Origin of the sequence: Chromohalobacter moromii, from assembly GCF_023091865.1 — a bacterium.
GTDB lineage: Bacteria > Pseudomonadota > Gammaproteobacteria > Pseudomonadales > Halomonadaceae > Chromohalobacter > Chromohalobacter moromii.
This window is the reverse complement of sequence record NZ_JAHXDI010000001.1, coordinates 57,054-77,547: the sequence shown is the minus strand read 5'-3', so window position 1 is coordinate 77,547 and position 20,494 is coordinate 57,054. Positions and strand designations below refer to the sequence as shown.

At 61.7% G+C, this 20,494-nt stretch carries 19 protein-coding genes; 4 read left to right on the top strand and 15 right to left on the bottom strand.

Annotation, left to right across the window (positions count from 1 at the left end):
• Nucleotides 1-25: 25 nt before the first annotated feature.
• From rnhB to rpsB, 15 genes are all read right to left on the bottom strand, one after another.
• Nucleotides 26-628, bottom strand: a complete 603-nt coding sequence (rnhB, locus tag KZO83_RS00380) for a ribonuclease HII (protein ID WP_040239567.1) — start codon at nt 626-628, stop codon at nt 26-28.
• Nucleotides 625-1,788, bottom strand: a complete 1,164-nt coding sequence (gene lpxB / locus KZO83_RS00375; RefSeq protein ID WP_178998496.1) for a lipid-A-disaccharide synthase — start codon at nt 1,786-1,788, stop codon at nt 625-627. The genes rnhB and lpxB overlap by 4 nt, the downstream gene beginning before the upstream one ends.
• A 12-nt stretch (nt 1,789-1,800) precedes the next feature.
• Nucleotides 1,801-2,568 (bottom strand): acyl-ACP--UDP-N-acetylglucosamine O-acyltransferase, encoded by a 768-nt coding sequence (lpxA, locus tag KZO83_RS00370; protein WP_247619351.1) that lies wholly within the window; start codon nt 2,566-2,568, stop codon nt 1,801-1,803.
• Nucleotides 2,565-3,008 (bottom strand): 3-hydroxyacyl-ACP dehydratase FabZ, encoded by a 444-nt coding sequence (gene fabZ / locus KZO83_RS00365; protein ID WP_040239562.1) that lies wholly within the window; start codon nt 3,006-3,008, stop codon nt 2,565-2,567. Before fabZ ends, lpxA begins: the two co-directional genes overlap by 4 nt.
• 114 nt (nt 3,009-3,122) lie before the next feature.
• The gene (gene lpxD / locus KZO83_RS00360; protein WP_178998494.1) at nt 3,123-4,172 is read right to left on the bottom strand and encodes a UDP-3-O-(3-hydroxymyristoyl)glucosamine N-acyltransferase; all 1,050 of its coding nucleotides are present in this window, start codon (nt 4,170-4,172) and stop codon (nt 3,123-3,125) included.
• Between the two features lie 48 nt (nt 4,173-4,220).
• Nucleotides 4,221-4,724: an OmpH/Skp family outer membrane protein gene (locus KZO83_RS00355; RefSeq protein WP_040239559.1), complete on the bottom strand. Its 504-nt coding sequence runs from the start codon at nt 4,722-4,724 to the stop codon at nt 4,221-4,223.
• Nucleotides 4,725-4,808: 84 nt separating this feature from the next.
• Nucleotides 4,809-7,145 (bottom strand): outer membrane protein assembly factor BamA, encoded by a 2,337-nt coding sequence (gene bamA, locus KZO83_RS00350; protein WP_179861061.1) that lies wholly within the window; start codon nt 7,143-7,145, stop codon nt 4,809-4,811.
• Nucleotides 7,146-7,341: 196 nt separating this feature from the next.
• Nucleotides 7,342-8,697, bottom strand: a complete 1,356-nt coding sequence (gene rseP / locus KZO83_RS00345) for a sigma E protease regulator RseP (RefSeq protein ID WP_247619350.1) — start codon at nt 8,695-8,697, stop codon at nt 7,342-7,344.
• A gap of 40 nt (nt 8,698-8,737) precedes the next feature.
• Nucleotides 8,738-9,943, bottom strand: a complete 1,206-nt coding sequence (ispC, locus tag KZO83_RS00340; protein WP_178998490.1) for a 1-deoxy-D-xylulose-5-phosphate reductoisomerase — start codon at nt 9,941-9,943, stop codon at nt 8,738-8,740.
• A gap of 8 nt (nt 9,944-9,951) precedes the next feature.
• Complete coding sequence (locus tag KZO83_RS00335) at nt 9,952-10,752, bottom strand: phosphatidate cytidylyltransferase (protein ID WP_040239814.1); 801 nt, start codon at nt 10,750-10,752, stop codon at nt 9,952-9,954.
• The gene (gene uppS, locus KZO83_RS00330; protein WP_040239556.1) at nt 10,745-11,503 is read right to left on the bottom strand and encodes a polyprenyl diphosphate synthase; all 759 of its coding nucleotides are present in this window, start codon (nt 11,501-11,503) and stop codon (nt 10,745-10,747) included. The genes KZO83_RS00335 and uppS overlap by 8 nt, the downstream gene beginning before the upstream one ends.
• Nucleotides 11,504-11,553: 50 nt before the next feature.
• Nucleotides 11,554-12,111: a ribosome recycling factor gene (gene frr, locus KZO83_RS00325; protein WP_178998488.1), complete on the bottom strand. Its 558-nt coding sequence runs from the start codon at nt 12,109-12,111 to the stop codon at nt 11,554-11,556.
• Between the two features lie 4 nt (nt 12,112-12,115).
• On the bottom strand, nt 12,116-12,877 hold the full coding sequence (pyrH, locus tag KZO83_RS00320) for a UMP kinase (protein ID WP_040239553.1): 762 nt from the start codon (nt 12,875-12,877) through the stop codon (nt 12,116-12,118).
• Nucleotides 12,878-13,001: 124 nt separating this feature from the next.
• On the bottom strand, nt 13,002-13,871 hold the full coding sequence (gene tsf, locus KZO83_RS00315; protein WP_246893977.1) for a translation elongation factor Ts: 870 nt from the start codon (nt 13,869-13,871) through the stop codon (nt 13,002-13,004).
• A gap of 266 nt (nt 13,872-14,137) precedes the next feature.
• Nucleotides 14,138-14,884, bottom strand: a complete 747-nt coding sequence (gene rpsB, locus KZO83_RS00310) for a 30S ribosomal protein S2 (RefSeq protein ID WP_040239550.1) — start codon at nt 14,882-14,884, stop codon at nt 14,138-14,140.
• A gap of 355 nt (nt 14,885-15,239) precedes the next feature.
• Between rpsB and map the strand changes: the two genes are divergently transcribed.
• The 4 genes from map to KZO83_RS00290 all read left to right on the top strand — a co-directional run bounded on the left by map (nt 15,240) and on the right by KZO83_RS00290 (nt 20,467).
• Complete coding sequence (gene map / locus KZO83_RS00305; protein WP_040239549.1) at nt 15,240-16,031, top strand: type I methionyl aminopeptidase; 792 nt, start codon at nt 15,240-15,242, stop codon at nt 16,029-16,031.
• A gap of 55 nt (nt 16,032-16,086) precedes the next feature.
• A complete protein-coding gene (locus KZO83_RS00300; protein WP_040239547.1) occupies nt 16,087-18,762 on the top strand; it encodes a [protein-PII] uridylyltransferase in 2,676 nt (891 codons plus the stop codon).
• Between the two features lie 116 nt (nt 18,763-18,878).
• Entirely contained in the window at nt 18,879-20,078 is a 1,200-nt protein-coding gene (gene dapC, locus KZO83_RS00295; RefSeq protein ID WP_040239546.1) for a succinyldiaminopimelate transaminase, read from the top strand.
• Nucleotides 20,079-20,119: 41 nt separating this feature from the next.
• The gene (locus KZO83_RS00290; RefSeq protein WP_247619349.1) at nt 20,120-20,467 is read left to right on the top strand and encodes an ArsC family reductase; all 348 of its coding nucleotides are present in this window, start codon (nt 20,120-20,122) and stop codon (nt 20,465-20,467) included.
• The last annotated feature ends 27 nt before the right edge of the window (nt 20,468-20,494 follow it).

The window sequence follows — 20,494 nt, the reverse complement described above, 5'->3', positions numbered from 1 at the left end:
AATTGGGTAACGGCGTGATGTGACGCTACGCCGGCAGCACCTGCTTGACCGGTGCAAACGAGCGACGATGCTCATCGAGCGGCCCCAGGCGCTCGAGCGCCTCGCGGTGCTCACGGGTAGGATAGCCCTTGTGGCGCGCAAACCCATACTCGGGATAGCGCTCGTGCAGCGCGAGCATCTGAGCGTCGCGCGTCACCTTGGCCAGAATCGAGGCGGCGCCGATGGCCACATGGCGCTGGTCGCCCTTGACCGCGCACTGCCCCGGCACATGATGCCCCGGCATCCGGTTGCCGTCCACCAGCAGATATTCCGCGGCCACCGGCAGGGCGTCGATGGCACGCCGCATGGCCAAATGCGTCGCGTGGTAGATGTTGAGCGAGTCGATCTCGGCGGGCGACGCTTCGCCTATTGCGAAGGCCGTCGCGTGTTGGCGAACGGCCTCGGCCAATACGAGGCGGCGTTTTTCGCTGAGGGTCTTGGAGTCGGCCAACCCCTCGATGGGACGCGCCGGATCGAGAATCACTGCGGCCGCCACTACGCTGCCCACCAAGGGGCCGCGCCCCACTTCATCGACGCCCGCCAGACATGAGCCCTGATAATCGATCACCAACGGTGGTAGTCCCGTCATGCTTTCTCCTCCCCTCGCGGCAAACGACCGTGCGTGATCAAACCGTCGATGGCCTCGGCAGCGCGCTCGCTGGCGCCACGCTGAAGCGTGGCGTGCAAGTCGGCAAAACGCGCCTCCATCGCCTGGCGCTTGGCATCATCGCCGAGCCATTCGAGCAACGCCGCGCCGATCGCATCAGCGCTGGCGGCGTCCTGTACAAGTTCGGGTACCAGCGTCTCCTGGGCGATCAGGTTGGGCAGCGAGATCCAGTCGGTCTTGACCATGCGCTTGGCCAACCAGTGCGTAGTCGGCGCCATCTTGTAGGCCACCACCATGGGGCGATGGCAGAGCATGGCTTCGAGCGCAGCGGTCCCGGACGCTAGCAGCACCGCATCGGCCGCGGTCATCGCCTGACGCGACTCGCCATCGCACAGCACGACGATATCGCGGGCCGGATGATCGGCCAGCAGGCTCTCGAGTTCTGCGCGACGTGCCGGGGACGCGGCCGGCACGATCACTTGCAGATCGGGGATGCGTTCGCGCAACCAGGCGACGCTATCCAGAAACGTGGGCCCCAAAAAGCGGATTTCGTTACCACGTGAACCTGGCAACAACGCCAGCAACGGGGCCGTGGATGAGAGTCCCAGTGACGCGCGGGCCGCCTGGCGGTCGTTGACCAGCGGCAATTCATCGGCCAGCGGATGGCCGACGAAGGCCACCGGCACGTCATGGCGCGCGTAAAAAGCCGCCTCGAAAGGCAGGAAGGTAAGCATGGCATCGACCGACTGGGCAATGGTCTTCACTCGGCCCTGGCGCCACGCCCATACCGAGGGGCTGACGTAATGTGCGGTGGGGATGCCGGTGACACGCAATTGGCGCTCGAGCCCCAGATTGAAGTCGGGCGCATCGATGCCGATCATCGCGTCCGGCTGCCAAGCCAGGGCGTCACGCCGCAAATGACGTCTAACCTTGAGCAGGCCAGGCAGGTGCTTGAGCACCTCGACCAGCCCCATGACCGATAGCGTCTCCAGCGGGTACAGTGAGTGCAAGCCTTCGGCGAGCATGCGTGGCCCGCCGATGCCGCGAAATTCGGCGTCGGGATGACGACGCTTCAGCGCCTGCATCAAGCCGGCGCCGAGGATGTCGCCCGACAGCTCTCCCGCGACCAGGTAGATACGCATGACGTGCCTCGTTCAGCGCGTGATGCCGCGCTGGGAATCCTTCAGCGACGCCAGGAACGTCGCGACTTCCGGGCCTTCGAAATCGTTCGCGAGACGCTCCAGCGCTTGCTCCATGGTCAGTCCCTGACGATAGACGGTGCGGTAAGCTTCTCCCAGCGCTCGCAAGGCCTCGCGCGAGAAGCCGCGACGCTTGAGCCCCACCAGGTTAAGCCCATGCGCCTGCGCAGGGTTGCCATTGACGATGACGTAAGCCGGGACATCCTTGGTGATGATCGACCCACCACCGCACATGGCATGCGTACCGATATGGCAAAACTGATGGATCGCCGAGAGCCCCCCAAGGATAGCGTGGTCGCCGATGGTGACATGCCCCGCCAAGGTCGCCTGGTTGGCGAGGATGCAATCATCGCCGATGACGCAGTCGTGCCCGACATGCGCATAGGCCATGAAAAGATTGCGCGAGCCGATGACGGTCGCTTCTTTATCCTGCACTGTACCGCGATGAAGGGTAACGCCTTCGCGCACGACATTGTCGTCGCCCATCTCCAGACGAGTGGGTTCTCCGGCGTACTTCTTGTCCTGACAGTCCTCGCCGACGGAGGCGAACTGGAAGATCCGATTGCGCTTCCCCAGGCGCGTGGGCCCCTTGAGCACCACGTGCGGACCGATGACCGTGCCGTCCCCGATTTCCACTTCGGGGCCAATCACGCAGAACGGGCCGATGTCGACGTCATCGGACACACGCGCACTGGGGTCGACGATGGCGGTGGGATGAATCAAGCGACTTTCCTCTCGGCACAGATGATCTCGGCTTCGCAAGCTAGCTCGCCGTCGACCGTAGCACGACAGGCGAATTTCCAGATCCCGCGCTTACCCCGGATGACGTTGGCTTCCAGGCGCAGTTGATCGCCCGGCATCACCGGACGCTTGAAGCGCACGTTATCGCTTCCTACAAGATAATAGACATAACCGTCGGCGGGCATCTTGTTGACGGTCTTGAAACCCAGGATACCGCATGCCTGAGCCATGGCCTCGATGATCAACACGCCGGGCATGATCGGATGATGCGGGAAATGCCCATTGAAAAATGGCTCGTTGATGCTGACATTCTTGTTGGCGACGATCGACTCGCCGACCGTGATCTCCATGACGCGATCCACCAGCAAGAACGGATAACGATGCGGTAGATACTCACGGATCTCGTTGATGTCCATTACCATCGATACAACCTCTGAAATAACGAAGTGCCTGCCGTGAAGGCAGGCACACGAGGACGGAGTACTCCGCCTATCTGGGTGGGCTGGGATTATACAGATCCGCCTCGCTAGCAGCCATCAGCCTTGGGCAGCGTCCGAGACATCCCGTTCCAGACGCGCCAGACGCTTGGCGAGCTCGTCGAGTTGCTTGAAGCGCACCGCGTTCTTGCGCCACAAGCCATTGGGCATGGAGCCGGTCCCCGAAGAATACACCCCGGGCTCGTGAATGGAGTTGGTGACAAGACTCATACCGGTCACCTGAACGCCATCGCAAATCGTCAGGTGCCCCGAGAGCCCCACGCCACCACCCAGCATGCAGTGGCGACCGACGCGCGTCGAGCCCGCGATGCCTACGCATCCCGCCAGGGCGCTATGATCGCCGACCTGCACGTTGTGCGCGATCTGCACCTGACTGTCGATCTTGACGTCATCGCCGATCAACGTGTCCCCCAGGGCGCCGCGATCAATACTAGAGCAGCTACCGATTTCGACGTCATCGCCCACGAGGACGCCACCCAACTGCGCGATCTTGTGCCAGCCTTGTCCATCATGAGCGAAACCGAAACCATCGGCACCCACCACACAACCACTGTGCAAGATGGCACGCCGCCCGATGCTCACGCCGTGGTAGACGGTGACATTGGCATGCAGGCGAGAGTCGGCGCCGATTTCGCTGTGAGCGCCGACGATACTACCGGCGCCGATCACGCAACCATCACCGATGACCGCGCCGGCTTCGATCACGCACTGTGGGCCGACCGAGACGCGCGCCCCAAGACGCGCGCTCTCGGCGACCACCGCACTAGGATGAACGCCTTCCGGCGCCTGCCCCGCCAGCGGATCGAACAGCCTCGATAGTCCGGCGTAACCGAGATAAGGGTTGTCGAGTTCGAGCCGCGCGCAAGGCACCTCAGCGCCATACGCGGGATGCACCAACACGGCGGCTGCACGCGTTTCAGGCAAGTATTTGAGATAGGTCTTGTTGGCCAGGAACGTAATGTCGTTCGGGCCCGCATCAAGCAAAGTCGCCAGGCCGGTGACACGGTGATCGCTATCGCCGACCAAGCGGGCCTCGAGACGTTCGGCCAATTCACCGAGCGTGAAGGCGCAAGGAGTAAGGGTCTTCATGTGCGCTTGGAACCGCTAACCATGGGGCGCTATTGGCGCCCCATGGGCTCAGTTGAGCGAGTTAAAGATGCGGGTGACTTCCTCGGTGACGTCGAGGCCATCCTCTGAATATACCACCGCATCACGATCCACCACGAGGTCCAGGTCATGCTGCTCGACGACCTGTTCGATGGCGCGATCGAGCTTAGGCTTGGCCGACTGCATGAAGGATTGTTCCTTCTTCTGCTGCATGCTTTGAATCTGCTGACGCAACTGCTGGAACTCAGATCCCTTGGCACGCAACTCCTGTTGAGCGTTCGTGCGCTCAGAATCGGACATCACCGCGCCATCCTGCTGCAGCTTCTGTTGCAACTGCTGCAGCTCCTGACTCAGTGACTCGGCGCGCTGTTTCTTGTCGCCGATCTGATTCTTGAGCTCGTTCATAGAACGCTGGGCGGCATCCGAATTCAGCAACGCCTGACGCCAGTCGACAACGCCAACCTCGTTCGCCATCGCCGGCATGGACAGCACACTCATCGCCCCAAGACATAGGGCACCCGTCAATTTGCGCATCACACCCTCTCCTTGATTCGTTATGGTCACTCGATGCGGCGGTCACACCGCCGCACCTGGCGCATGACGCTGCGTCAGCCTGCTTTAGAAGGTCTGACCCAGCGAGAATTGGAAGACCTGAGTATCGTCGTCTTCTTCGTCGCTGAGCGGCTTGGCGACACTAAAGGTCAACGGCCCCACCGGGGTCAACCAGGAAAGTCCCAGCCCGACGCTATAGCGCAGGTCCCCCATATCCACGCCACTGCTGCAGCTAGAACTCGTACCCGCCGGCACATCGTAGCAATCGGTCAGGTAAGTATTACCAGCATCGAAGAACACGCTGGTCTGCAGCGAGCGGCGATCCTCGACCCAGGGGAATGGATAGATCAACTCGGCCGAGCCTTCGACGAGCACGTTACCCCCCAGGGTGTCGTCGTCCCCATCATTACGCGGCGTGGTATTCGGCCCCAGCGTATTGCTGGAAAAGCCGCGTACCGAGCCCAGGCCACCCGCATAGAAGTTCTCGTAGAACGGGTAAGCATCGTCACCGACGGTGTTCGCATAGCCAACGTTGGTGCTGAACTTCAGTGACCAGTCGGGACGAAATTCAAACAGCTTCTTGCCTTCGTAGCGCGTCTTATAGTACTGCGTATCGCTCCCCGGCACGGCGGTCTCCAGCGACAGCTTCTGATAGCTGCCGTCGGTGGGCATGATGCCGCGATTGAGGTTGTTACGCGTCCAGCTGGCGGTGAGCTTATAGTTCAGGAAGTCGTCGCCCTCGTCTTCCGTGTACTGGATGATTTCGGCCGGCGTGTCGCGATAGGTATCGAGCGACAGGTCCTCGACGCCGACACCGAAGTTGAGGCGCGACAGGTCATTGATCGGATACCCGAAATTGATGCTCCCCCCGATGGCATCCGAGGAATAGGTCGAGATGTCATCGAAGTCTTCGTAATTGGTCTCGCGATAATAGAGATTGTAGCCGCGCGAGATGCCGTCCAGCGTCCAGTAGGGATCGGTGTAGCCAAAGTTAAGATTGGTGAAATAATCACCTTTCTGCGCATTGACGTTGACACGGTTACCGGTACCCAGGAAATTGCTCTGAGACAGCGACGCCCCATAGATGACTCCGGCGCTTTGCGAATACCCCAGGCTGGCCGAGACCGAACCGGACGGCTGTTCCTCGACGTTGTAGGTCACGTCAAGCTGGTCGGGCTCATCGGAGACGGGACGCGTTTCGACGTCGACCGAGCGGAAGAAGCCCAAACGCTGCAGACGCTCGCGGGATTGACTGATCTGATCGGTGGAAGCCGGCGCGCCTTCCATCTGGATCATCTCGCGGCGCAGCACTTCGTCTTGGGTCGTAGTATTACCCTCGAAATTGATGCGCCGCACATAAGCACGCCGCCCCGGCTCGACCTGAAAGGTGACGTCCACGGTATCGCCGTCGGCATCGACCTCGGGCACGCTATTGATCTCGGCGAAGGCGAACCCTTCGGCGCCGAGGCGCTTACGCAAGGCCTCGGCGGACTCGGTCATCGCGGTTTCCGAGTAATACTCGCCGGGTTCGGCGGTCACCAGTTCACGCGCTTCGCTTTCGCTGATCTTCAGATCGCCCGCAAAGCGAATTTCATCGAGCTTGTAGCGCTTGCCTTCATCGACGTTGATGGTGATGAAGATATCGGACTTGTCAGGACTGATCGACACTTGGGATGAGCTGATGTCGAAGTTGACGTAGCCGCGATCCAGATAGAAAGAGCGTAACGTCTCGAGATCCCCCGAGAGCTTGTCGCGAGAATATTCATCGTCTGAGAACCAGCCAAAGAACCAACCCGGCTTATCCTCCAGCGCGAACAAGTCACGTAAGGTATCGTCGTCGAAGTCTTGATTGCCGACGAAATTGATCTGGTGAATCTTGGCGACCGCACCCTCGTTGATGTCGATATCGACTTCGACGCGGTTGTTGTCGAGTTCCTCGACGCTAGTCTCTATATTGGCGCTATAACGCCCTTGGGATTGATAAAGCCGCTCGAGCTCACGCTGCACCTCATCGAGCGTCGAGCGCTGTAACACTTGGCCTTCATCGAGCCCAGCCTCGGTCATCCCTTTGCGAAGGTCCTCATCGGACACCTGAGAGTTGCCGTTGAGCTCGATGCTGGCGATGGTGGGGCGCTCGACCACATTGACGATCAATACATCACCGTCACGCGACAGCTCAATGTCGTCGAACAGGCCGGTATCGAACAGCTCCTGCGACGCCTCGGCCAATTCGCGGTCATCGACCTGGTCACGCGCACTGACTGGAAAGGCATTGAACACCGATGCCGGCGATACGCGCTGCAGCCCTTCCACGCGAATATCTGAAATCTCGAAGGAGGCCGCCAGTGCCGCGGGAGTCGCGGACAGCAGCAGCGCCGCCAATCCGATGGTCTTGATCTTCATGCAGTCGATTCGCTTTTCTCGAGTCCGCCCGCTCATGGAACAGGCACCTTATACATTTCCCTGGGTGACTGGCAAGGTCGTACCCCACCTCGCAGTGACACCCGGGTCGCTCATCCTTGCGGCCGATGACCGCTTACGACGTGCCATTGATGGCCCACATTAAAGCCTGCTGGCGGGACGTCTCGCAACGACGCCCCTACAGACGCATCAAATCGAAATACAACGCCATCAACATCAACGAGCCCACCAAGGCGACACCGATACGCAATCCAAACGCTTGCACCGCCTCAGGCACCGGACGCCCCCGCACCGCTTCGATCAGGTAATAAACCAAGTGACCGCCATCGAGCACGGGAATCGGCAAGAGATTGAGCACCCCCAGGCTGATCGATAAGTAGGCCAGGAAGCTGATAAAGCTTTCCACGCCATTACGCGCGGAATCCCCCGCGATGCGTGCAATCGTCACCGGCCCCGACAGATTGGAGGGCGAGATCAGCCCTACCAGCATCTTGCGGATCGAATCAATCGTCAGCAAGCTCATCTCACCGGTCTTGCTCATCGCCTCACCGACGGCGTCCAGCGGCCCATAACGAATCTCGCGACGAAAACGCTCGGGCCACTCAGCGGTTTGTACTCCAACGCCGATGTAACCCATCGCCGTGCCGTCTTCCTGCTCGCGCGTGGCCGGGGTCAACATCACATCGCGGCGCTCACCGTCACGCTCGACGCCCAGCGCTAGCGTCTTGCCGGGGTTGTCACGCACACGCTCGACGAATGCCATCCAATCCTCGACCGCAGCACCATCGACGCTGACGATGCGATCACCGCTCTGCAGCCCAGCTTGCTGGGCACGCCCGTCATCCAGCACCTCTCCCAGCACGGCGGGCAATTCGGGACGCCACGGCGTCACCCCCAACGTGGCCAAGGGACGCGGCGGATCTTGGCGTACCAACCAATCGCTGACGGGCACTTGATGGCGTTCCGGCGAGGCCGTCTCGGACTCACGCGTGGTTATCTCGAGCTCGCCATTGGCGCCGATGGCCGCCACCAACTTGAGGTTGACCTCTCCCCAGGAAGGCGTGCGCTCACCTTCGACGGCCACGATCTCCTGCCCGGACTGCAAGCCGCCTCGCGCGGCCGGCGAGTCTGCGGCAATGTCGCCGATCACCGGCGCCACCGTGGTCGTGCCATAGACGAACAGCGCCCAGTAGGCGACGAAGGCGAGCAGAAAGTTGGCGATAGGACCGGCGGAGACGATGGCGATGCGCGCCCAGACACTCTTGCGATTGAACGCCTGCGCCTGCTCCTCCGGTGCCACCGGGCCCTCTCGCTCGTCGAGCATCTTGACGTAGCCACCCAGCGGTATCGCAGCCACGGCGAACTCCGTGCCATGGCGGTCGACACGCGACCATAGCGGTTTGCCGAACCCTACCGAAAAGCGCAACACCTTGACGCCACAACGCCGCGCAACCCAGAAATGTCCGTACTCGTGGAAGGTGATCAACAACCCCAGCACCACGATGACCGCCAGCAGATTCTCAATCACGCCCATGGGGATCGCCCTCCTTCCTGCGGATTGCCAAGCCCACGCATCATGAGGTGAACCGCGCCAATTGCCGCTCCGCCTCGCGCCGAGCCACCTCGTCCGCAGCCAGCACCGCGCTTAATTCATGCGCCGAGTGTACCTCGCAAGCCTCGCAGACCGACGCCACGAGACGCGGAATCTCCGCGAACCCTAACCGTGCGTCGAGAAACGCCTCCACCGCCACTTCATTGGCGGCATTGAGCGTCGCCGGGGCCGTTCCCCCAGCCGCCATCGCCTCACGGGCGAGACGCAGACACGGGAAACGTGCTTCATCGGGCGCCTCGAAATCGAGCCGCGCCACCTGAAACAGGTCTAGCGGCGCCACGCCGGCATCGATCCGCTCGGGCCAAGCCAGCCCATAGGCGATCGGCGTACGCATATCGGGATTGCCCAATTGCGCGATCACCGAGCCGTCGCTATAGGCAGCCATGGAGTGAACGACACTTTGCGGATGCACCACGACCTGAACCTGATCCGCACGCGCATCGAACAACCAGCATGCTTCGATCAGCTCGAGTCCCTTGTTCATGAGGGTGGCACTATCCACCGAGATCTTGCGACCCATCGACCAGTTGGGATGCGCACACGCCTGCTCCGGCGTCACCGCTTTCAGTTGCGCCTGGGACCAGTCACGAAAGGGCCCCCCGGAAGCGGTCAACAACAACTGGGTCACGCCATGCCGTACCAACCCACCACGGTGCTCGGTGGGTAGACACTGATAAATGGCATTATGTTCAGAATCGATGGGCAACAATACCGCACCATGCTGTTCGACGGCGTCCATGAACAGCGCACCGGACATCACCAGGGCTTCCTTGTTGGCAAGCAGCACGCGCTTTCCGGCGCGCACCGCAGCCAACGTCGGCATCAAGCCGGCCGCCCCCATGATGGCAGCCATTACCACGTCGCTGTCGGCGCTTCCGGCAACCTCCGAAAGTGCCGCCTCGCCAGCGCGCACCTGGGTATCGATACCGGCCTCAGCGAGAGCATCACGCAACCAATCGGCGTCGCGCTCCTCGCCAAGCACCGCAACCTCGGGACGATGAACTAGGCATTGATCGCGCAGCGTTTCGCGCGAACGGTAGGCGGTCAAGGCATGCAGTCGATAGCGTTGAGGATGACGGGCAATGACATCGAGAGTGCTCTTGCCGATGGAGCCAGTAGCTCCAAGCACGGTCACACGTTGTATCCGAGCGCAATCGGCATATTCCATGCGTCACCTCAGCCCAACCATGGGCGCAACAATACGAAAAGCGGAATCGCGGCGGTCAAGCTGTCGATGCGGTCGAGCACGCCGCCGTGTCCGGGCAGCAAGTGACTCGAATCCTTCAAGCCGCGCTGGCGCTTGAGCATGCTTTCGAACAAATCGCCCAGCACCGATATCAGCACTACCGGCAACGCCAAGACCATGAGCCACAGTGCGTCACTGCCCGCTGCCCCCCGCCACTGCGCGAAGACAAGGGCCAGCACCGCCACCGCCGCCATACCGCCATAGACGCCTTCCCAGGACTTCCCAGGACTAACGTGTACGGCCAGTTTGCGGCGCCCGAACGCACGCCCCGCGAAGTAGGCACCGATATCCGCCACCCAGACCAGCAACAGCACGAACAGAAGCCACGCCGCGCCGTCGCCACGCAATTGAACGAAGCCGATCCAGCACGGTAGCAGCACCCACAGGCCCATGCTCAGACGCACCGCGCGACCTTGCCATTGCGTGTGTTGCTGGGGATAGCTAACGACCCAATAGAGATTGGCCAACCAGCCCAGCATCCCCAGCCACAACGGCCAAGGTTGGTGCACAGCACCACTCAACCACAGAAGAAGCATCGCTACGCCACAGGCGGCGACGAAGGCAAGACGCGGCATCTGGCGCTCGACACCCGCCAGATTGGCCCACTCCCAGGCACCGATCAACACGATCGCCCCCGTGAACAAGGCAAAAGGCAGGCCGGTGAGCCCAAACAAACCGAGCAGTGCCAATGGCGCCAGGACCAGCGCCGTGAGGATACGTTGCCTAAGCACCATGCGCCTCGACTTGTTCTTGGGACATGCCGAAACGGCGCTGACGCTCTTTATAAGCATCCAACGCGGCATCGAATGCCTCGGCACCGAAGTCCGGCCACAGCTCAGGCGTGAAGTAGAATTCTGCGTAGGCCAGCTGCCACAACAAGAAGTTGGAAATCCGCTGCTCGCCACTGGTGCGGATGCACAGGTCAACCGGAGCTTCGTCGGCCAGGCTGATTTCGGCTCCCAGCGTCTCTTCGTCAATAGACTCGGGCGACAACTCCCCCGCCGAGACCCGCTGCGCTAACCGCCGCGTGGCACTCGTAATATCCCAGCGGCCACCATAATTGGCGGCGACCACCAGATGCAGCCCCTGATTGTCGCGCGTCATGGCCTCGGCACGCTCGATGTATTGCTGAATGGACGTGGAAAATTCCTCGCGCTGGCCGATCACCGACAGGCGAATACCGTGACCATGGAGCTTTTTCACCTCGCGCTTGAGCGCGATCAGGAAAAGCTCCATAAGCGCGTCAACCTCGGAGGCAGGGCGTTTCCAGTTCTCGCTGGAGAAGGCGAACAAGGTTAGCGTGTCGATACCTCGCTCGGCAGCACGACGAATCACCGCGCGCACCGATTCGACACCCGCGCGATGCCCGCGGATGCCAGACAGTCCACGTGCGCGCGCCCAGCGATTATTACCATCCATGATGACCGCCACGTGGCGCGGCAGTTCGCCCGCACGGGAGGGAGAAAACGGCTGTGAGGTCATGGGATCCCGTATCATGGAGATCGAAGGGAGCGCATCCCGACGATCACCTCTCAGACCTGCAAAAGGTCGTGTTCCTTGGTTTCCAGAAGCTTGTCGATTTCGGCGACATACTTATCGGTCATCTTCTGGATCTCATCAATGGCGTGATGTTCGTCGTCCTCGGTGATCTCTTTCTCCTTGAGGAGTGCCTTGAGATCGCCGTTGGCATCACGACGCACGTTGCGAATCGCGACTCGCGCGTTTTCCGCCTCGCCACGCGCCTGCTTGATGTAATTGCGGCGCGTTTCCTCGGTCAGCGGCGGCAAAGGCACACGAATCACGTTACCCGCGGCGGCGGGATTGAGACCCAGGTCGGAGGTCATGATGGCCTTTTCGACCTTGGGCACCATGCTCTTTTCCCAGGGCACTACCGCCAGGGTGCGCGCATCTTCCACATTGACGCTCGCCACTTGGTTGAGCGGCATATCGGCGCCATAGTATTCCACGTGCACCGCATCCAACAGGCTGGGATGCGCGCGCCCGGTACGGATCTTATGGAAATTGGCGTTCAGCGCCTCGACGCTTTTCTTCATGCGCGCGTCGGCGTCTTTCTTGATATCTTTGATCACTGTTTCAGCCTCTATCTACCAGCGTTCCTTCCTTGCCCCCCACCACGAGGTTGAGCAAGGCCCCCGGCTTGGTCATATCGAACACGCGCACCGGCATGTCATGGTCCCGCACCAAGCAGATAGCGGTCAAATCCATCACGCCGAGCTTCTGATCGAGCACGTCGTCGTAGGAGAGACGTTCGTACTTGGCGGCATCGCTGTGCTTGACCGGATCCTTGTTGTAAACACCATCCACCTTGGTGGCCTTGAGCACCACATTGGCATCGATCTCGATGCCGCGCAGGCAGGCCGCCGAGTCGGTAGTGAAGAACGGATTGCCGGTCCCCGCGGAGAAAATCACCACGTCGCCCGACGTCAGGTACCGGATGGCGGTACGCCGGTCGTAATGCTCGACGACACCGCTCATGGGAATCGCCGACATCACCCGCGAACGAATATTGGAACGCTCCAGGGCGTCACGCATCGCCAAAGCGTTCATGACAGTCGCCAGCATGCCCATATGATCGCCAGTGACACGCTCCATGCCCGCCGCGTGAAGCGCCGCCCCACGGAACAAATTGCCGCCGCCGACCACGATACCCACTTGGACCCCGATCCCGACCAATTGACCGATTTCCAGCGCCATGCGGTCGAGTACCTTGGGATCGATTCCGAACTCGTGCTCGCCCGTCAGGGCTTCGCCGGACAGTTTCAACAGAATGCGCTTGTACTTCGACTTCTCGTTACGCTCCGGGGAAGCGGCGTTACGATCGGTGGGAACAGACATTCGGACTCTCCTCGTCTCAGCGGACTGTATCGGCGTGGGTAGGAACGGCTCGGCCAGGCAACGGCCGGATACGCGAAGGCGTGCGCAACCGCGCACGCCAACGACAGCACAGACACACGGCAGCTTAGCTGCGACGCGCCTGATCCATGACTTCCTGAGCGAAGTCGACTTCTTCCTTCTCGATGCCCTCACCCACTTCGAAGCGAGTGAAGCTGACCACTTCGCCACCCGCAGCCTTCACGTATTCGGCCACGGTCTGATTGGGGTCCTTGACGAAAGGCTGTTGCGTCAGGCTATTTTCGGCCAGGTACTTCTTCAAGCGCCCCTGCACCATCTTCTCGGCGATTTCCGCCGGCTTGCCGGCCATGTCCGGCTGCGCCAGGATAATTGCCTTTTCGCTGTCCAGCTCCGCCTGGGGCATGTCTTCCGGATGCGCGGCACTCGGATTGATGGCCGCCACGTGCATGGCGATGTCCTTGGCCACGTCGGCATTGCCGGCACTGAGAACGGTCAGCACGCCGATGCGACTACCGTGGACATAGGCACCCACGACACCGCCTTCCGGCGCATCGATGACCACCGCGCGACGCACGCTGATGTTTTCGCCGATCTTCTGCACCAGCTGTTGACGCGCATCTTCCAGCCCGCCTTCCATCAGGCTCGCCACGTCCTCGCTCTTGGTTTCGAAAACCTTCGCAACGACCTGCTCGGTGAAGGCGGTGAAGTTATCATCACGCGCCACGAAATCGGTCTCGGAGTTGACCTCGAGCATCACCCCGTAAGAGCCGTCGTCGGCGACACGCGTCACCACGGCCCCTTCGGCTGCCGTACGATCGGCTTTCTTGGCCGCTTTCAGGCCGGAGTTCTTGCGCAGGTTTTCGATGGCGGTTTCGATCTCACCGTCGGCTTCGGTAAGCGCTTTCTTGCACTCCATCATGCCGAGGCCAGTGCGCTCGCGCAGTTCCTTGACCAGAGATGCGCTGATAGCTGCCATGGTAAATACCTCTGAATGTGGTTCGACGTCTGGTGGAAACGCTGCCTCGTCGCCGGCACGGCTTTAGCGTGACTTGGCGTGACATTCACGCGCGACGCGCGACCAGCATCTCCTTTGAATGAAGAATTCCTTCAGGGTTCACCGCCCTTGCATCCGGACGGTGAAAAGGGGGCTCGTAGCCCCCTTTTGGTCCGTGCTGCGCCGCCTTCACGGGCTGCCTAGTGTCTCGTCGCTCGCGGGCAAGCGTCAGCACGGACCCACCACCATTACTCGGCGGCGGCTTCGTTCGCTTCGCTTGCCTCGTCGGTCACTTCGACGAACTCGCTAGCGCTGTTGCCCTTGGCCTGCACGCAAGCGTCGGCGACGGCCTGAGTGTAGATCTGGAGAGCACGGATGGAGTCGTCGTTGCCCGGGATTACGTAGTCGACACCGTCCGGATTGGAGTTGGTATCGACGACACCGATGACCGGAATGCCCAACTTATTGGCTTCGTTGATCGCGATGCGCTCGTGATCGACGTCGATCACGAACAGCGCGTCAGGGAGACCGCCCATGTCCTTGATACCACCGACGCTACGCTCGAGCTTGTCTTGCTCGCGGGTCGCCATCAGGACTTCTTTCTTGGTCAGCTTCTCGAACGTGCCATCTTCATGCATGGCTTCAAGCTCGCGCAGACGCTTGATCGACACGCGAATGGTCTTGAAGTTCGTCAGCATGCCGCCCAACCAGCGATGGTTGACGAACGGCTGACCAGCACGACGAGCCTCTTCCTTGACGATCTTGCTGGCGGCACGCTTGGTGCCGACGAACAAGACCTTGTTGTTGGACGCCACCATCTTTTCGACCACGGCGAGCGCGTCGTTCAGCGCTGGCAGCGTGTGCTCGAGGTTGATGATGTGAATCTTGTTGCGCGCACCGAAGATGTACTTGCTCATCTTCGGGTTCCAGTAACGGGTCTGGTGACCGAAGTGAGCGCCTGCCTTGAGCAGGTCACGCATATTGACTTGTGCCATGGATGACTCCTGAATCGGGTTAGGCCTCCATACACCCCATGGATCCGACCACGACGGCACGACTGCCGCCCCGGCACCCGGGACCATGTGACGGTGCATGTGTGTTTTCAAGGCGTTATCATTTCACCTACTAGCTTCACCGCACCAATGTCTCGGTCGAGCCGAACGCGCTAGGCGGCGATTGCAGTGAGGCGCGCGGCTTTATACCATAGATCGATTCCAAGATGAAGTCGCCCCCGGTTGCCGCGCTTGGTGGCTGCGCGCATAGACTGCGTCTCGCGCCAGCCTGCGCGGCGAGACTATAGGCCAGGAGCGACCCTGACGCCAGACCCGAACCCTCCGAATTCGAGACCGCATGAACATTCCCATCAAAACCGCCGACGAAATCGAAAAAATGCGCGAAGCCGGCCGCCAGGCCGCTTCGGTACTGGAAATGATCACGCCGCATGTCGTGGCCGGCATCAGCACCGGCGAAGTCGACCGCCTGTGCCACGAATACATCGTGGACGAACTAGGCTCCACGCCCGCGCCGCTCAACTATCATGGCTTTCCTTACGCCACCTGCACCTCGATCAATCATGTCGTCTGCCATGGCATGCCGGATTTCGCCAAGAAGCTCAAAAAGGGCGACATCATGAACCTGGACATCACGGTCAAGACCGCCGATGGCTATCACGGCGATTCCAGCATGATGTTCGTGGTCGGCGACAGCATCCAGGGCGGCCGCCTGGCCCGCATTACCCAAGAATGCCTATACAAGAGCATCGCCCAGGTGCGTCCCGGCGTACATCTCTCCGAGCTGGCGCGCACGATCCAACAGCATGCCGAAAGCAATGGTTATTCGGTCGTGCGCGATTTCTGCGGCCACGGCATCGGTGCCGGTTTCCACGAGGACCCGCAGTTCCTGCACTATGACGGCTACGAGCCTAGCGCCGATGTCGCGCTGGCCGAAGGCATGTGCTTTACCATAGAGCCCATGATCAACGTCGGCGACTATCGCACCAAAGTACTGCGCGACGGCTGGACGGCGGTGACCAAAGACAAGAGCCTATCGGCCCAGTGGGAACACACGCTGCTGGTCACCGCGACCGGCGTCGAGGTACTCACCGCGCGCAGTGACGAGGATCTCAGCTTCCTCGAGACGTAAGCGCCGCCGTTCAACCGGTCACCCGACGTAACGCGCGAACAGGAGTGCCACGCGAATGCTGCTTCATCACTATCGCTTCGTGCCCGACGAGACGCTGTTCGATGCGTCCGCCTTCCGCGAAGCGCTAGCCGCCAGCCGCACACCGATCGCCGTATTCAAGGACGCGCTACGCGAGCTGCAAGCGCGCCTGGATGCGCGTTTTCACGCCGGCAGCGACATTCGCGATCTGGTTCATGGCCGTGCCTGGTGTCTGGACCAGCTACTCGCCATCGCCTGGGAGCGCTATGACTGGCCCGACGATGGCATCGCCCTGCTCGCCGTCGGCGGGTATGGTCGCGGCGAGCTGCACCCGCATTCCGACATCGACCTGTTACTGCTACTCGAACAAGACGACGATACGCCCTACCGCGAGGGATTGACCGGCTTCATCACCTTCCTCTGGGATATCGGCCTGGAAATCGGCCATAGCGTACGTTCACTGGCCGATTGTGAGCGCGAGGCGCACGCGGACCTCACGGTCATCACCAATCTGCTGGAATCACGTACTCTCGCCGGCCCCGAGCACCTACGCGAAACGATGCGCGGGCGCCTCTCCAACGAGGCGATGTGGCCAAGCGATGCCTTCTTCGAAGCCAAGTGGCAGGAGCAGATCGCCCGCCACTACCGCTATAACAACTCCGAGTACCACCTCGAGCCCAACATCAAGAGTTCGCCGGGCGGACTACGCGACATCCAGATGATCGGCTGGGTGGCCAAGCGTCACTTCGGCGAGTTGCGCTACGAGGACGTCGTCGCCCAGGGCTTCATGAACGACGCCGAGTTGCGAATTCTCAGCCAGGGCCAATCCTTCTTGTGGCAGGTGCGCTATGCGTTGCACATGCTCAACGGCCGTGCCGAGGACCGCCTATTGTTCGATCATCAAAGCGCCATCGCCGAGCTATTCGGCTATCGCGACACACCGGAGCGTCTCGCCGTCGAGCAGTTCATGAAGCGCTACTACCGCCATGTCACCGCGCTAGCGGGGCTCAACGACATGCTGCTTCAACACTTCGACGAGGTCATCCTGCGCGCCCACGAGACCCAGGACATCACGCCGCTCAACGCGCGCTTCGAAATTCTCGGCGGCTATATCCAGGTGCGCCACGCCAATGTGTTTCGCCACCGCCCCGGCGCCCTGCTCGAACTTTTCCTATTGATGGCCCAGCACCCCGAGATCGAGGGCGTGCGCGCCGAGACTATCCGCCTCATCCGCGACCATCGCCACCTGATCGACGAGAGCTTTCGCGACGACCTGCGCCATCAGAGCCTATTCATGGAGCTACTGCGTAGCGGCGGCAACATACCGCGCCAACTGCGGCGCATGAACCGTTACGGCATCCTCGGTAAGTACCTGCCCGAGTTCGGTCAGGCCGTGGGATTGATGCAGCACGACCTTTTTCACCTCTACACCGTCGACGCCCACACATTGCGCCTGCTGAAGTTCGTGCAACGCTTCCGCGAACCCGACGGTCACGAGGACTTCCCCGTCGCCGCGACCCTGGTGCATCAATTACCCAAGCTCGAACTGCTGTGGATCGCCGGGCTCTATCACGATATCGGCAAGGGGCGCGGCGGCGATCACTCGGAACTCGGCGCCGTCGACGCCACCGCCTTCTGTGAGCGTCACGGCCTGTCGGCGCGCGATACGCGCCTCGTGGCCTGGCTGGTCGAACATCACCTACTGATGTCCAAGACCGCTCAGAAGCGCGATATTTCCGATCCCGACGTCATCCATGAGTTCGCGCTGGCGATGCGTGACGAAGTCCACTTGAATTACCTCTACGTGCTCACCGTGGCCGATATCACCGCCACCAATCCTTCACTGTGGAACGGCTGGCGCGCCGCCTTGTTGCGTCAACTGCATACCGAGACCAAGCGCGCCCTGCGGCGTGGCCTCGACCACGCCATCGACCGCGACGAATGGGCCCGCGAGTCGCGCGAGGAGGCACGCGGCTTGCTGTCCACGGTAGGCATCGATGCCGCCAGCGCGGATGCCTTGTGGGCGTCGTTCGGCGACGACTATTTCCTGCAGTATGCGCCCAGCGAGATCATCTGGCAGACGCAAGGAATCCTCGAGCACCAACCCTCGGAACTGCCGCTGATCCTTGCCAACGCCCCCACCGAGGACATGGCCGAGGGTGGCACCAAGGTGTTCATCCATACCCGCTCGGTCAACGACTTGTTCGCCGCCACCGCCGCCGCCATGGAGCAACTGGGGTTGTCGATCCACGATGCACGCATCGCCACCTCCAGCAACGACTGGACGCTCAACACGTTCATCGTGCTCGACGACGAAGGCGAGCCGATTCGCGACCCACAACGCCTCGAGGAAATCCGCTACCATCTGGTGGAAGAGCTCGACGACCCGGCCGACTATCCGCGCATCGTCACTCGCCACACCTCGCGACAGCTCAAGCACTTCAAGGTACCCACCCGGGTAATGATCGAGCAGGATGAAGCCAACGCCCGCACCATCGTCGAACTCATTGCCCCCGATCGCCCCGGCCTGCTGGCCCGCGTGGGACGCATCTTCATGGAGCAGGACATCGCCCTCTCGGCGGCCAAGATCGCCACCTTGGGCGAACGCGTCGAGGACGTATTCTTCATCACCGACAAGGCCGGCGAGCCACTCACAGACCCCGAGCGCCAGGCGCAGCTACGCGAACGTCTGTGTGAGACGCTCGACGTCTAAACTCGCCTCATTTGAGGCCCTTGGCCGGCTTGCCTATAATCGGGCCCTCCCGATGGCGCCGCGCGCCTTCATAATAACGCCATGTCCGCAACGCCGGACTCGCTGCTGGATTACCGATGAATCCCGATCTCGACGCCCTCAAGCCGTATCCCTTCGAGAAGCTTGCCGCCCTCAAGGCCGAGGTAACGCCGCCCGCGCTATCGCCCATCGCGCTATCCATCGGCGAGCCGCGCCATGCGCCGCCGACGGCCGTGCTCGAAGCGCTGCATCGCTTTGAGGGCGAGGTCGCGCGCTATCCAGCCACGGCAGGACTACCCGAGCTACGCAGCACCATCGCCCGGTGGGCGACACAGCGTTACATGCTGACACCCGGCTCGCTCGACCCTGAGCGCCACGTACTGCCGGTCACCGGCACCCGTGAGGCGATTTTCGCCTTCGTCCAGACCGCGCTGGACCGTACGCGGCCCGCCAAGGTGGCAATGCCCAACCCGTTTTATCAGATCTACGAAGGCGCGACCTTGCTGGCTGGCGGCGAGCCGCTGTATCTCGATTGCGCCCCCGAAAACGGCTGCCTGCCCGATCTCGATGCCGTCCCCGCCGCCACCTGGCGCGACGTGCAGTTGGTCTTCATCTGCTCGCCCGGCAATCCCACCGGTGCCGTCACACCGCTGGCCGAGTATCAAAAACTGATCGCTCTGGCCGACGAGCACGACTTCCTGATCGCCTCCGACGAATGCTATTCGGAGCTCTATCTCGACGAGACCGCACCGCCACCGGGTCTGCTCGAAGCCTGCCGCTCGCTGGGGCGCGACGATTACCGCCGCTGTCTGGTGTTTCATTCGCTTTCCAAGCGCTCCAACCTGCCCGGGCTGCGCTCGGGCTTCGTCGCCGGGGATGCCGGGTTGATCGCCCCCTTCAAGCGCTACCGCACCTATCACGGCTGCGCCATGCCGCTGACCACCCAGCACGCTTCGATCGTCGCCTGGGAGGACGAAGCGCACGTGCAGGCCAACCGCGATGCCTATCGCGAAAAATTCAGCGCAGTGGGCGAGATTCTGGCACCGGTCATGGATTTCCCCACGCCGCACGCCAGCTTTTATCTGTGGCCGGCGGTGCCCGGCGGCGACGATGAAGCCTTCGCCCGCGACCTGTTTGCCGAGGAGCATGTCACCGTGCTGCCTGGGCGCTACATGTCGCGTGACGGTGCCCAAAGCGACCCCGGTGCGGGCCGCGTGCGCCTGGCGCTGGTCGCCGAACTCGACGCCACCATTGAAGCGGCGCAGCGCATCCGACGTTTCATCGAGCGCCGAGCCTGATCCATCGCGCCACACCGCAACCCATTGATGAGGAGGCCGTCATGGTCACACTCTACGGCATCAAGACCTGCGACACCTGCCGCAAGGCACGTCGCACACTCGACGACCTGGGCATCGCGTATCGTTATCACGACCTGCGCGAGGATGGCCTCGACGCCGCACGGCTCGATGCCTTCCTGGCACGCAGCGATTGGAACACGCTACTCAACACGCGCAGCACCACCTGGCGGGGGCTGGACGAGGCCGACAAGCGCAACCTCGACGTCGACCGGGCCCGCGCGCTGCTGCTGGCGCATCCGACGCTGCTCAAGCGCCCTGTGCTGGAAACGCCGGATCATTTCCTGGTGGGCTTCAAGGCCGACGCGTATCGCGCCCTGCAGGCAACCTAGCGCCCACCGGCATTACACGTAATACCG